The organism is Cupriavidus sp. OV096, assembly GCF_900115455.1.
Lineage (GTDB): Bacteria > Pseudomonadota > Gammaproteobacteria > Burkholderiales > Burkholderiaceae > Cupriavidus.
The window spans coordinates 120,918-134,339 of sequence record NZ_FOWM01000006.1; the positions used below are offsets into that span (position 1 = coordinate 120,918).

The following is a 13,422-nucleotide window of genomic DNA, read 5'->3' on the forward strand; positions in this document are numbered from 1 at the left end:
GGAGCCGCCCATGTTTTCCACACGTCGTCCTTCATCGCTGCACTTCCCGCTGGCCGCCATGCTGCTGGCCAGCACGCTGCTTGCCTCTGCCTGCGCCGAGTACGCGCCGCCGGGCAGCGTCTACAGCGCCGGACAGACCTCGCTGCCCGAGACCGTGACGATGGCCACGGTCGAGCGCGTGCGGTTGGTGCAGATCGACGACAGCAGCCAGGGATCGAGTCTGGTGGGCGAACTGGGCGGCGGCCTGCTGGGCGCCGTGGCCGGCAGCGCCATCGGGCACGGCCATGGTTCGCTGCTCGCAGGTGTGGCCGGCGGCCTTGCCGGCGGGTTGGCCGGGCACGAGATCGAGTCGGGCGTGGAGCGCCACCCCGGATATGAAATCACGGTCCGGCTGCCCGACGGCCGGCTGCAGGCGATCACCCAGTCGGCATCCGAAGGCAGCTTCTACCCGGGCCAGCGCGTGCAACTGCTGTGGTCGGAAGATGGCAAGGTGCGGGTGACGGCCTGAGCGGCCGGGGGAACGCGGCGCGATGGCCGCGCCGCTGTCAGATCTTGACGGCCGCGAAGAGAATCAGCGCGGCGATCGGCGAGGACACCAGCGAGATCACGGCGCTCTGCTTGAGCGTGGCCTTCAGCATCACGACGAAGCCGAACGAGAACGCGATGAACGTCACCACCCAGGTCACGAGCGAGGCGGGGCCGGACAGCGATCCGCCCGTCAGCTTGGCCATGGCCGCCGCCGCGATGGCGTTGAACAGTAGCGCTACAAACACGGCCTTCAGGGCCTCGACCACGGTCGGGTCTTCGCCCGTCACCATCCTGGCGACGACCTTGACCACGAAGCCGATCACCACGGTAATCACCACCACGGCGAGGGTGACCTTGACCGGCAACAGCATGGCCATGAACAGAAATGCGGCAACCAGAAGCAGGATGGCGACCATAGTCGGCAGATAGAGTGTGAGGGCGGCGAGCACGGTATCACGCAGGCAGCGCTATCGCACGCGTCTCGAAGTGGGGTGTGCGGGACCGATACACCCGACTAGGGGAGGGATGCGGGCTTACGGGTCGCAGGGGCGAGTCAGTGGCTCGCCACCGCCACCGTCACCCGGCGGATTGTCTCTTATTGATGAGGCAGCGGACGGCGCGGATGGGCCAGGAAGAACCGGAGCATTTCCGTACTGGCGTCTGGCCCCTTGGGATCGGTGTACGAACCGCCTGTGCCTCCGCCTGACCATGCATGTCCGGCGTCATGGAGCAGCCAGTATTCGGCATCGACGCCCGACGGCGTGGTGATCAGGCTGCGCGTGTAGCGGCGGCCGGCGCGACTGGCGTCACGCTCGATCCGCTTCTGGGCACTGCCCTGTTCGTAGGGCTCGATCAGCCGGTCGCCGTTGGCGCGGTGCACAGTGTGGTCGGCATCGCCGTGGAAGACAATCAAGGGGCGCCGTGGCGTGGCGTGCGGCGACGCGCCCCGCCTGGAAGCGCCCAGCCCCTTTCCGCCTTTCATCGCCGCGAGCGCCGATGGCAGGTCATGGGCGCAGCCCGCCGGAAGTCCCGAGTGGACGCCGGCCGCGGCAAACAGTTCGGGATAGCGTTCGACCATCACGGCGGCCATCGCCCCGCCCGCTGACAGGCCCGCAATGTATACGCGATCGGGATCGACGCCGTGGCGCGCAATGACCTCCTGCGTCATGCCCGCGAGGATCGACGGCTCACCACGCCCCGCTTGCTGGTCGCCCGGGCGGAACCAGTTCCAGCATTTCGAGGCATTGGCATCGGCCGGCTGAATCGGATACAGGACCATGAAGCCGAGCTTGTCCGCAAGCGCATTCATGCGCGTACCCGCTGCGAAATCATCGGCATCCTGGGTACAACCATGCAGCATGACGACCAGCGGCATCGGGCCGTGCACCTCGCCTGTCGGCTTGTAAAGTTTGTAGGCGCGCTTGCCAGCTTCATTGGCGAATCGTCGCTGACTGAAGTCTCCCGCCTTTGCCACGGCTTCGGCGCGTGGGGCTGGAGCTGGAGCCGGAGCCGGCTCGGCGGTGCGATGCTCCAGCAGGTGCTGGACCACCTGTGCCGGCATCGGCGGCGATTCCGGCGCGGGTGCATCCGCCGAATGTTGGCGAAGCGCCCGTTGGATAACGGCGGTTGCCTCGAGCGGGCCTGCGGTCTGAAGAAGCTGCATGGCCTCATGCATCGAGGCGAGAAACGCGTCGTTCATTTTCACGTTGATTTCCATCTGGCCCGAAGAACCGGGCGCGGCGACATTGCCGCAAGCTACCGTATGCGTCCTGCCAGCGCGGCCTTGACCGCGGGCGGTGCATGAAACGCGCCGAGTACAACAACCGATTCGATCGTCGCCGATGCCAGCGCTGGGCTCACATCGGCAGCAATACTTGCCAGACCAAGAACATGGATGGCCAGTTTCTCATTGGCTGCCAACGCCGCCTCGAGATCCTGCTTCGAGAAATGCTGCAGACCGAGTACCAGCGCGCGGCGCGTCACCGTCTCATGAATGGCCTGCTGGTGCACGGCCAGTTGATTGCGGATGGCGGTCCGGATCAGATCCGTGCGGTTCGAATAGAAGCCCTCTTCCACCAGCAGATCGATCTGCCCGAGGTCCACCGGCCCAAGGTTGATCGTGATTTTTTCGGTCTCGCCGCCCTTGGGGCGAAGTGCGGCGCCCTGTGCCGCAAGGTCCATTTTTCGTTCCATGTCGCCCGCTAAGTGGTTAGGTCTGCAACCATCCTAGCACCATCCCACTGGATGGTACTAGGAGTTTTTTCGCCCTCTTGGAGGCTGCCATGCGGAAGTGCGGTGATATGCTGGGACGACGGCGTGCGCTTCCGCGCCCACCGAAAACCACACCTCTGCCCCCGCCCTGTGCTTCGAATCCCGCACCGCCAGGCAGCACGCCCATCGCCCCTGAAGATCTGGGAAGGCTATTCGAACCCTATTGGCGCCCTGCAGGGCAGGACGCTGCCGCTGGACTGGGACTTGGCTTGTATATCTGCCATGAGATTGTGAAAGCGCATGGTGGCACCCTCCGGGCGCAATCCGACCTTGAAGTGGGAACGCGCTTCGAAGCCTCCCTTCCAGTACGGTAATGGCCCGCATGCGCGCTAGTGCTTCTGTGATCTTTTTGTCCCGTCTCGAAATTAATGGGACGTCAATCACCGACAAATCCAAAAGGGACGATCTGTCTCACAGTAACTGGGCACATGGAGAGTGGTGGTACTACAGGTCGCAGTCCTACTTGGCGACGTCCTAAGACGTGTGCGTCGGCACGTTTAGAATCGCCCTACAGGTTGGAAGTGGATTGGTCGATGGCGCCGACGGCGAACGTAACTGTTAGCTACGATAAAGATCGCGGCGCGTCGAGGTCCCTTTCCGGCCATTAGCGGACGGAGGCAGCGTGAATGTGGATGGCTGCTATTGAATGCCTCTCGGACCCGCGTCAGCCAGGGTCGCGCACATGGGACGATTCGCCTTGATCGGACATCTACCGCATGTGCGCGAGGGCGCGGAAGCAAAGCGTCACTATTCCTGCCAAAAAAATGCCACGTACGCAAGTACGTGGCAATGGCGAAGCCCCTTCGCTTACTTGTGCGCTTATTCGATCTTCGCGCCGGATTCTTTGATCACGCGGGCCCAGCGGACAGATTCGCTCTTCATGTAGTCCGTGTATTGCTGCGGCGTTCCCCCCAGGATCTCAGAGCCCTGGTCCTGCAGCTTGGCACGCACCGACTTGTCTTGCAACGCGTGCGCCGTCGCATCGCGCAGTTGCGCGACGATGGCACCGGGCGTGCCCTTGGGTACCAGAATGCCCTGCCAAGCGCCCATCACCAGCGAATCCAGGCCCGTCGCTTCCTTGATGGTGGGCACGTCGGGAAGGATCGGCGTGCGCTTGTTGCTGGTGAGCGCAAGCGCCTTAAGCTTACCCGCCTTGATATGCGGCGTGGCCTCGTTGAGCGGCAGGAACATGAACTGCGTTGCACCGGCGATCAGGTCCGTGATGGCGGGCGCGCTGCCCTTGTACGCCACATGCGTGGCCTGGATGCCCATCTCCTTGGCAAACAGGGCACCGCCCAGGTGCAGCAGTGCGCCCGAACCTGACGACGCGTAGTTCAGCTTGCCGGGATTGGCCTTCGCATGCGCAACGAGTTCCTTGACGTTGTTCACGGGCAGGTTTGGCGTCGTGACGAGGACCAGCGGGATGTTGGCGGTCAGGCTGATCGGGACGAAATCATTGAAAGCATCGAATTGAACGTTCTGGTACAGGGACGGCGCGAGCACGATGGCCGAGGTGCTGTAGAAGATCGTATAGCCATCCGGCGCCGCACGCTTGGCCTCGGTCGCCGCGATATTGCCACCGGCGCCGGGCTTGTTGTCAGGGACAATCGAGGCGGAAAACTGAGATGCCAATCCCTGCGCCATGATCCGCGCATTGATGTCCGCCGAGCCGCCCGGCGGGAAGCCCACCAGCATGCGCACGGGCTTGTTGGGGTATTTGTCCTCAGCGGACACTGCCGGCGCCGCAAACGTCGTGGCAAGGATCGCTGCAGTTGCTGCGAGATAGAGGGTACGCATGTCCTGTCTCCGAAATTCTTTATCGTGGTGATACTTGTGTCGTTATGCGGCTTGGCTAAGCAGCCACTGCAGTGCGTCCTCGAGCGACGGGTTCTCTCCCACCGGGCTGGTTTCGATGGCTGCGGCGGTATTGGCGAAGCGGGCCTCCACACCGGGCAGCACGAGCGACGTCAGCCCCGCCCCGCGCAGTTCTTTCTGGGCTTCCGCCACTTCGTGGGTGCGGCGACGCGCATGAATCGTGTGCGTGCGCACCAGCATGTTGATGAAGTCTTCGAGCGGACTGTCGTCGATGTCCTTCAGCACGCCATACAGCTTCGCGCGCACGCCCTGTTTTTCCGCCGCCATGAGCAGTTCCACCGCCAGCGCTTCCATCCCCTTGGTGAACACGCTGCGCAGAACCTTCAACGAGATGGCATCGCCCGCAGCACCGCCATCGACGACCCGCGCATTGCCGCCCGCGCGCTGGATAAGTCCTGCAAAGTCGTCGGCGGCATCGCCCGCGCACAGTAGCGGCGTCTTCGACAAGGCGAGCGAGATCGCCCCCATAACCGCCACGTCCGCGTAGCCGATGCCCTTGGTTTTCGCACGCACGGCCGCCACGCGCTTGTCCCCCGGGCTTGCCGTCGTCAGGTCGGCATAGCGCGCACCTAGCTTCATGTGGTCGAAGCACTGCCCTGCCACGTCGAGCGCCACCGCGCCGAACACACAGGACAGCACCCAGTCGGCATCGGCGAGCCAAGGCCCGATCTGATCGTGAACACTGAGGTCGAAGCTTGTGGCGAGCTCCTGGCCGGTCTGCGACAGGTGGGTGTCGCAAAACTGGAAAGTGGTGCCCGGAATCGTGGCGAGTGTGCTGACGTAGCACCGGCCGACTTCGCCTAGGCCAATAATTGCGATGTTCAAGACCGCCTCCTTGCTGATGAAGCCAAAGAGTACAAAAAAAATACAGCCAGGACAACGGGTATCGACAGAGTGCAGGGTAAACGTGGAAAATGCTCGCGGTCACCTCTCCGCAATGTGCGCCGCAGTCGCTACATTGTTCTATTTTTGTACGTCGATCGGTCGTGGCTCGAAGCTGTCCAAGCGCCGGCTCATGAACCGCTGATTCGACACCAGTAGGTGCACGGACATGAGTTGCTCGGCCAAGTCGCCATCGTGCAACTCGACGGCCATGGCGATATCACGGTGGTGTTGCAGGCTTCGCAACAGGTCTTCGTACTCGTAGAGGAAGAACGAGCGCGTGATGATCGGCATGTCGATCATGGTCTCCAGGATCGTCTTCAGCCGCTGGGAGCCTGCTGCATCGAGCATCAGGCGATGGAAGCGACTGTTCGCGGCCTGCACCGCCTCAATGCCACTTTCCGAATCGCGAGCCCCTTCGATAGCGCCGGCCATTTCTTGGTTGCATTGCTTCAGGCGCGCGATGACGGACGCATCGGCCCGCTCGGCCGCCAGGCGCGCGGCAAAGGGCTCGAGGCGGATGCGCAGCCGGAACATGTCTTCGATATCCCACCGTGTAAAGCCTGTGACGAATACGCCACGCCCGCTTTCCTGCACGGCCAGGCCATCGTCGATCAGTCGCTTGAGGGCGGCACGCACCGGCGTGCGGCTCACGCCGATGTCCTCGGCGATGTGCTCCTCCTTGAGCTGAGTGCCCGCCGTGTAGTGTCCCGCCACGATCCGCTTCTTCAGCACTTCGTAGGTCTGTTCGCTGCCCTTTTTCATCGCTTTTCTGATTTTCCTGACGCGCGTCTCGGGGTCACTCCCCACCGGACCGCATGAGGCGGCCAGCGTCGCAATGCTACCAAATGCGCCGGCGCCCGCTGAGCGACGCGCGGGCGCGTGGGCATCGTTGTACTTTTAATGTACACATACCACCGAGATACCGCGGTTACCCACCAAGATGTTCGCGTTTTTTCCACGTTTACCCGCACCACATTAAGTTGTCCTTGAACTGTATTGTTTTTATTTTGTACTATGCGCTCACCAACGACACACCGCATTCACTCTAAACGGAGACGACATGTCCGCCAACGCACAGCACATCGATCGCCTGAAAGCATTGGGCACCGCCACCATCCATGAAGCCCAGGGCCAGAAAGGCGCGCTCGATTCGGGACTCAAGCCCCTGGACCCGACCCTGCGCATGGCCGGCCCGGCCGTCACCGTCGAGATCCGGCCGAGCGACAACCTGATGATCCACTACGCCCTGACCAAGACGAAGCCCGGCGACGTGCTCGTCGTGGACGCCAAGGGTTTTCTCGAAGCAGGACCGTGGGGCGACATCCTGACGCTGGCCGCGCTTGAACTTGGACTCGCAGGCCTCGTCGTAAACGGTTCGGTTCGCGATGGCAACGCCATCATTGAGATGGGCTTCCCCGTGTTCTGCCGCGGTCTGTCCATCAAGGGTACCGGCAAGAACCAGCCTGGCAAGGTCAACGTGCCGGTGCACTTCGGCGGCGTCCAGATTAATGCGGGCGACATCATCGTCGGCGACCGTGACGGGTTGGTGGTGGTCTCGCCCGATGAGGTCGAGAGCGTCATCAACAAGAGCATCGAGCGCGAGGAGAAGGAAGAAGCCATGCGCGTGGCGCTGAAGGAAGGCAAGACGATGGTGGAACTGCTCAAGCTGGGCGAGACCCTGGAGCGCTTCGGCCTCCGTTGATCTCAGCGCGCCCATCAGCGGGCGCGTTCTTCCGCATCCCAGGAGCGCTCGAAGAAGCGCCTTTCCCAAAAGATTCTGGAGACACTCATGCACATCCTCATGCGCATGCTGGCGGCGCTCGCCCTGAGCACTACCGTATCTACTGCCGCGTACGCCGCGGAATACGCCGGCCCCATCCGCATCGTCGTACCGTTCGCCGCGGGCGGCGCCACCGATGCGCTCGCTCGCCTGCTTGCACCAGGACTCGCCAGGGAACTCGGCCACACCGTGGTGGTGGAGAACCGCCCCGGCGCCAGCGGCCAGATCGGCACCGCCTACGTCAAGAACGCACCCGCCGACGGCGCCGTGTATCTGCTCGCGCTGGACCACTCCGTCGTGATCGTGCCGTTGATTACCCCGACGGCCGGGTATGACGCCTTGCGCGACTTCACGGCTGTTGGCACCGTCGCCCGCTTCCAGTGGGTGCTCTCTGTCCCGACCACCAGCCCCGCAACGACCCTCCAGCAGTTCATGGAGCTGGCGAAGAACGACCCTGGCAAACGCAATTACGGTGTGCCGCTGATGGGCGGGATGCCGGATCTCATCGGCAGGAGCGTCGGCAAGAAGTCGGGCGTCGCAATCGAAGCCATTCCCTTCAACGGATCTGCGCTGATGATGCCGCAACTCATCGGCGGCCAGCTCGCGTCCGGTGTAACCGGTTCTCCCGAAGCCGTGACCATGGCGCGCGCGAAGAAGGTTCGCCTGCTCGCGGTCACGGGCGACAAGCGCTCGCCCGTACTGCCCGACGTGCCGACCTTTACCGAAGGCGGCGTGCCGGGCCTGAACCTGAACAGCTTCAATGCGTTCTTCGCGCCGAAGAACCTGCCACCGGCGATCGCGGACAAGTTCAACGCGGCCCTGCGCAAGACGCTCGCCGACCCGGACGTACGGAAGCAAGTGAGCGATATGTCGCTGGATCTGGTGGAGTCATCCTCAATTCCGGAGGCCAAATCCGAACTCGAACGCACCTATCGGTTCTGGAACACCTCCGCGGCGGCCAAACGCTGATACGACTCAGGAGCGTCACGCAATGACGGACAACGTTCCTCACTCGACAGGCACCGACGCGCCGTCGTTCGCCATGCCTGAGAACGCATGTGATTGCCACATGCACATCTTCGATCCGGCGCTACCGTTCTTGGACAACGCAGTGCTGACGCATGATGCCGCGACGCCCGCTCAATACGAGCGTCTTCGCGAGCGCCTTGGCATCAGGCGCAATGTCATCGTCCAGCCGTCATCGTATGGCACCGACCATCGGGCCACGCTCGCGGCATTGCAATATTTCGGTCCGTTCGCGCGAGGCGTGGCCGTCGTCACTCCGGACACCTCCGATGGGGAACTGGAACGGTTGGCAGCTGCAGGCGTCGTTGGCGCGCGCTTCAATCTTGTCCAAAGAGGCGCGACCGACATTTCGATGGCCAAGCCGCTGGCCGCGCGGCTTCGTCACCTTGGCTGGCATCTGCAAGTCCACATGGTGCCGGACGATTTCGTGCAGGAAGTGGACCATCTGCTGGGTCTCGGCATCGATATCGTGGTCGATCACTTCGCACGGGCCTGCACCGAACCATCGCTCGCCCCCCTGATGACACGCGCGGTCAACAAGCTGCTCGGAAGCGGCCGCGGATGGCTGAAGCTATCGGGCGCCTACATCGCGGTGCCGCACGGCAGCCCCGACCTCCATCCGCTCGATGACTTCGTCGCTGGCATCGCCGACCGGTTCTCATCGCGCCTCGTGTGGGGAACCGATTGGCCTCACGCAACGGAGTCGGTCAAGCCCGACGACACCACGCTCGCCAACCTGCTCGCGCGCTGGTTCCCGCAGCCCGTGCGGGACAGCATCCTCGCGACCAATCCTGCCCTGCTTTACCGCTTCAACGATTAGTACCCATTCCGGACGAGGTCCGGACAAGCAGCATCTGTCATCACAACAACTAGACGAGGAGACATGGTGGAACATTTGAAACGAAAAGCCCAAGCGGCGATCATCGGCGCGGGCATGGCCGTACTGGCAATTACCGCCGCTTGCGGAGGCAGCGACGATCCGCCGGCCGCATCGACGACTCCGGCCACACCCCCGGTCGTCGACCGCTTCGCGGCATTGACACCCGTCGATCCAGAGCCCGCCTATGCAACACAAATGGACCGGCACCTCGCGGCGGCGACGCGCGACGCAGGCGGGGATCAGGCGCTTCTGGATACGTACCGTAAGTACTACTGCATGTATCCGGAGAACAATACGGCCTTCCGCAGCCAAGTGATCGCAGACAATGCACGCCTGCCCCTGACGCAGATCTTCGACGACGTCTGGTACGTCGGCAGCCGCTATGTGGGGCAATACATCTTCCGCTCGCCGACGAGCTTCATGATCCTCGATGCGCTTAATAACGCCGCCGAGGTGCAGCAGTACTCGGTTCCTGCGCTGACGTCCCTCGGCGTCGGCGCGGCGCTTCCGGTAAAAGATCTGCTGCTCACGCATGGCCACGGCGACCACGACGGCGGCGCACTGGAAATCAAGACGACCTATGGCCCCCGCGTCCTGCTGGGTTCCGGCGACGCAGCGGGCAAGGCATACGCGCCCTATCAGATCGACTCGACCGATCCGAACCCTGTGACCATGACGCTCGGTGGCCGCGTGGTGTCGCTGCTTGCCACGCCTGGCCATACGCCGGGTTCGGTCAGCGCGGTCCTGCCCGTGCTCGACAAGGGCAAGCAGATCAAGGTGATCGTGGTAGGTGGGTCCGCAATTCCCGCAACGGTCAACGAATCCAGGAATTATCTGGACTCCGTGGAGCGCACCTACAAGCTCGCCCGATCGGAAGGCGTGGTCGGCTCCATCCACCCGCATCCGGTGTTCGACGGCTCGCAACGCAACATGGTGACCATCAACGCATCCGGCATGCCGGCGAACAATCCATTCGTCGTCGGCAATAAGAAGGTCCTGCGCGCTACCGCGATCTTGCGCCAATGCGCAGCCGCGATGGTTGCGCGGGTGGACACCACGGCAAACCTGTCCGTGTGGCGCGTCACGAAACTCGAGTTGCCCATTGGCGGCCCGAACATCAACGACGTGTCCGCACGACTGACGAGCGACTGGGGGCCGATACAGGGCAAGACACTGAACTTCTCCACGGCCTCCGGTAAAACCTGCGCCGCCACGACAAACGACGTGGGCGTCGCCCGCTGCACCAACCCCGGCTTCGCCGCAACGGATTCTGTCACCGTGACCTTCGATGGCGCTGAGGGCGATGGCACGACGGAATTGCCCAGCACAGAGACCGCGCAGATGGCATCGGCGACGTAAAGCGGACCCTTTGTCACCGGGACGACAGCGGTTCATCGGCCGCTGTTGTCAAAATTGCGGCCGGTGGATATCCAGTCTCCAAATGACGGCTCTGGGTCGGCTACGAAGTCCGGCCCGGCGGTGACGCCTGGTGGCCAGCGGACTTCCGGATTCGGCCAGTAACCGTCATTGCCCATCGCTGAACGAATGGCTGCTTTGGCACAGGCAGCAGTCGAGACTTGATTCCTTGCTGGCTTGATTTCCATTAGCGCGACTCTGCAGCTTCCAAACCACTTACTTGCACCAGATTCCCGCTCAATTAGCCCGATTTTTCTCCGAAGATCTGGCTCTATTCGGAGGATCGGCTGATACCGGAAACGGAAAATGGCTGAATGCCCTTCGAGCACCCCTCGGTCGATAAAGGAGTGTTGAAGGATCAGTGTTCAACTGTGTGGGCTACCCGACTGAATGCATGAGGGCGGTCTGCGTTCCCGCATTACGCCGCTGCCGCAACTGGAAGCCGAAACGGGGCGCCGAGACGATTGAATGCGTTCATGGCGGCAATCGTAATAGTGAGATCAACGAGGTCCTTGGGCGAAAATGCTGCCGATGCGGCCGCATAGGCTTCGTCTGAGGCATGCGTCTCACTGACGCGCGTCACTTCCTCCGCCCAGGCCAACGCGGCCCGCTCTTGCTCGGCGAATAGGTGCGGTACTTCATCCCACACCGGAACCAGCGTGATCTTGTCGACCGACATGGTCTTTCTGAGATCGCGGCTATGCATGTCAATGCAATGCGCGCATCCGTTGATCTGGGAGACGCGGAGGAACACGAGGTGGACAAGCTCCTCGGGGAGATCCGTCTTCTTCGTGACATAGTGGTGGATACCAAAAAGCGCCTTCGCGCCGTCAGGCGCTATCTCTTGCCAATTCAAGCGGGTCATCTCGGTCCTTTTCTGTTGGTGATGGGGTCTAGCGTCGCGGTCCGCGCGCCCGAGCCGCCTATCGACTTGGGCCGCGATTCATGTCATAACGCAAAGTTACTCCGCCAGGCATTGAAGATACAGGCCCAAAAAGTGGAGAAACGACTGGCCCAAAATGAATCACCCGAATTCGCCCGCCGTGCTGTCCGTTCTGGTGGACCGCGCCACCGCCGTGCCGATCGGCGACCAGATCCATGCGAGCCTGCGACAGGCGATCGTCGAGGGTCGGCTCCTACCTGGACAGCGTCTTCCTTCCGGCCGGGACCTCGCTGCGCAGCTTGGCGTCGCCCGCGGCACCATCCGTGTCGCCTACGACCGTCTGATCGCCGAGAATCTGGTGTTCGGCGCGGGCTCCGCGGGCACACACGTATGCGCGCGGCTACCTGTCGGGCGAGCCGGCGGCGAAGCCGCACTCGATGGGCCTCTGGCGGATTTCACCCGCCCGTTCTCGAGCGTCCCGCTTCCGTTCCAAATGGGCGTACCTGCCCACGACGCGTTTCCCGCCAAGCTCTGGGCCCGCATGCGGACGCGTGCCGTACGCGCCGATGCCTTCGCTTACACGGCCTATGCTGATCCGCGCGGCGAGCCTGCCCTGCGAGCCCAGATCGCGAGCCACCTGGCCGTAAGCAGGCAGATGCAATGTCATCCGGATCAAATCATCGTTACCAGTGGATACCGGCAGGGTCTGATGCTGGCACTGACCGCCCTGCGCGCGCACGGCCGCAAGGCGTGGCTCGAGGAGCCAGGGTATCCGCTCGGAAGGCGAGCACTGGAAGTGACCGGAGCCGAGGTCGTACCCGTACCCATTGATGCCGAGGGGCTGCGCGTCGAAGCCGGCGTCGCCAGCGCGCCAGACGCTTTGCTGGCGCTGGTCACGCCCGGCCAGCATGCACCGCTGGGCGTCACGATGTCGCCGGCACGCAGGCGCGCGCTGCTCGAATGGGCGGCGACAAGGGGGGGCTGGATCATCGAAGACGACTATCTCGGAGAACTACAGCTCGACGGCCGGGCCGCACCGGCGCTTGCCGCCGGCGAGGGCGCCGAGCGTGTCGTTCATATCGGCGCGTTCAGCAAAACGATCAGCCCGGCGCTGGGCCTCGGTTTCGTCGTTGCCCCGCGCGCAGTGGCGGAGCGTCTGGTGGAGGTCTGCGCCGTGTTGGCCCCGGCGCCGAACCGGACCACCCAATTGGCGGTGACGGAGTTTCTGCGGGATGGGCACTACCTGCGGCATTTACGCCAGATGAAGGCACTCTATGGCGAACGGCGCCGCCTGACGCTGGCGCATGTCAGCGAGTTTCTGCCGGGCACGCTGATGGCGGGTCTGGGTGTGATCGCACCGCTGCCACAAACCGCCGACGACCGCGTGGTTGTCGGCATTGCCCGCGCACGCGGCCTCGCACCTTCGGCACTCTCCGCATGGTACCTTCGCCGCAATCACGCGCAAGGCGGCTTACTACTCAGTGCGACAAACCTGCGCCCTGACAACATCGAGGCCGTGTGCGCGACGCTTGCGGGTATCGTTGCTTCATCGAGTCGTAGCCCACATGAGTCCAATGGTCGCGAAGGCGACGTCGGAGCGTCCACTTTCTAGAGATATCGACGACGGCTAAGGGTCGGAACCGAGGATCCGTAGCTGCGGCGGGCCTGGCGACCGCGGAACTTCCGCGTTCGGCCATCAAGAGACGCTCGTCCATCCCATCGCGCGTGCATTTGATCGTCGGCGACACCACTGATAGCGACCCTTCGTTGGAGGATGACACCTTACAGGTCATCTGGCTAAGGGTATGCACGACCCGCGAATCTTGCGTCGTTCTCCAAGCAACCGCCCCCACCGAACCGGGCCGTCATAAAGCAGAT

Annotated in this window: 14 protein-coding genes; 7 read left to right on the top strand and 7 right to left on the bottom strand. The window is 63.2% G+C overall.

The annotated features are described in order from the left end of the window. Window positions 1-10: 10 nt before the first annotated feature. Window positions 11-508: an outer membrane lipoprotein gene (locus BM115_RS15370; protein WP_092295365.1), complete on the top strand. Its 498-nt coding sequence runs from the start codon at window positions 11-13 to the stop codon at window positions 506-508. A 37-nt stretch (window positions 509-545) separates the two neighbouring features. On the opposite strand, the gene BM115_RS15375 is transcribed toward BM115_RS15370, so the two are convergent. The 3 genes from BM115_RS15375 to BM115_RS15385 all read right to left on the bottom strand — a co-directional run bounded on the left by BM115_RS15375 (window position 546) and on the right by BM115_RS15385 (window position 2,709). Continuing rightward, window positions 546-905, bottom strand: a complete 360-nt coding sequence (locus BM115_RS15375) for a hypothetical protein (RefSeq protein ID WP_143093904.1) — start codon at window positions 903-905, stop codon at window positions 546-548. Between the two features lie 218 nt (window positions 906-1,123). Beyond that, on the bottom strand, window positions 1,124-2,233 hold the full coding sequence (locus BM115_RS15380) for an extracellular catalytic domain type 1 short-chain-length polyhydroxyalkanoate depolymerase (protein WP_092296164.1): 1,110 nt from the start codon (window positions 2,231-2,233) through the stop codon (window positions 1,124-1,126). Window positions 2,234-2,283: 50 nt separating this feature from the next. After that, on the bottom strand, window positions 2,284-2,709 hold the full coding sequence (locus tag BM115_RS15385; protein ID WP_092295371.1) for a CopG family transcriptional regulator: 426 nt from the start codon (window positions 2,707-2,709) through the stop codon (window positions 2,284-2,286). 119 nt (window positions 2,710-2,828) lie between these two features. On the opposite strand from BM115_RS15385, the gene BM115_RS15390 reads away from it, so the two are divergent. Further along, the gene (locus BM115_RS15390; RefSeq protein ID WP_255370863.1) at window positions 2,829-3,113 is read left to right on the top strand and encodes a sensor histidine kinase; all 285 of its coding nucleotides are present in this window, start codon (window positions 2,829-2,831) and stop codon (window positions 3,111-3,113) included. A gap of 505 nt (window positions 3,114-3,618) precedes the next feature. Here BM115_RS15390 and BM115_RS15395 read toward each other — a convergent pair. From BM115_RS15395 to BM115_RS15405, 3 genes are all read right to left on the bottom strand, one after another. Further along, complete coding sequence (locus BM115_RS15395; RefSeq protein WP_092295377.1) at window positions 3,619-4,596, bottom strand: Bug family tripartite tricarboxylate transporter substrate binding protein; 978 nt, start codon at window positions 4,594-4,596, stop codon at window positions 3,619-3,621. Between the two features lie 42 nt (window positions 4,597-4,638). Beyond that, window positions 4,639-5,499: a DUF1932 domain-containing protein gene (locus BM115_RS15400; protein WP_092295380.1), complete on the bottom strand. Its 861-nt coding sequence runs from the start codon at window positions 5,497-5,499 to the stop codon at window positions 4,639-4,641. 138 nt (window positions 5,500-5,637) lie between these two features. Continuing rightward, a complete protein-coding gene (locus BM115_RS15405) occupies window positions 5,638-6,321 on the bottom strand; it encodes a GntR family transcriptional regulator (RefSeq protein ID WP_092295383.1) in 684 nt (227 codons plus the stop codon). Between the two features lie 298 nt (window positions 6,322-6,619). Here BM115_RS15405 and BM115_RS15410 point away from each other — a divergent pair, with 298 nt between their 5' ends. The 4 genes from BM115_RS15410 (at window position 6,620) to BM115_RS15425 (ending at window position 10,604) form a co-directional block, all read left to right on the top strand. Then, a complete protein-coding gene (locus tag BM115_RS15410; protein WP_092295386.1) occupies window positions 6,620-7,261 on the top strand; it encodes a 4-carboxy-4-hydroxy-2-oxoadipate aldolase/oxaloacetate decarboxylase in 642 nt (213 codons plus the stop codon). A gap of 87 nt (window positions 7,262-7,348) precedes the next feature. After that, window positions 7,349-8,308 carry a Bug family tripartite tricarboxylate transporter substrate binding protein gene (locus BM115_RS15415; RefSeq protein WP_255370844.1) on the top strand — a complete coding sequence of 320 codons (960 nt, stop codon included), beginning with the start codon at window positions 7,349-7,351 and terminating at the stop codon, window positions 8,306-8,308. A 22-nt stretch (window positions 8,309-8,330) separates the two neighbouring features. Next, window positions 8,331-9,185: an amidohydrolase family protein gene (locus BM115_RS15420; RefSeq protein ID WP_092295389.1), complete on the top strand. Its 855-nt coding sequence runs from the start codon at window positions 8,331-8,333 to the stop codon at window positions 9,183-9,185. A 63-nt stretch (window positions 9,186-9,248) separates the two neighbouring features. After that, complete coding sequence (locus BM115_RS15425) at window positions 9,249-10,604, top strand: MBL fold metallo-hydrolase (RefSeq protein WP_092295392.1); 1,356 nt, start codon at window positions 9,249-9,251, stop codon at window positions 10,602-10,604. Between the two features lie 475 nt (window positions 10,605-11,079). Here the strand turns inward: BM115_RS15425 and BM115_RS15430 are convergent, their stop codons facing one another. Further along, complete coding sequence (locus BM115_RS15430; protein WP_092295395.1) at window positions 11,080-11,526, bottom strand: carboxymuconolactone decarboxylase family protein; 447 nt, start codon at window positions 11,524-11,526, stop codon at window positions 11,080-11,082. A 154-nt stretch (window positions 11,527-11,680) separates the two neighbouring features. On the opposite strand from BM115_RS15430, the gene BM115_RS15435 reads away from it, so the two are divergent. Further along, window positions 11,681-13,156: a MocR-like pyridoxine biosynthesis transcription factor PdxR gene (locus tag BM115_RS15435; protein WP_092295398.1), complete on the top strand. Its 1,476-nt coding sequence runs from the start codon at window positions 11,681-11,683 to the stop codon at window positions 13,154-13,156. The last annotated feature ends 266 nt before the right edge of the window (window positions 13,157-13,422 follow it).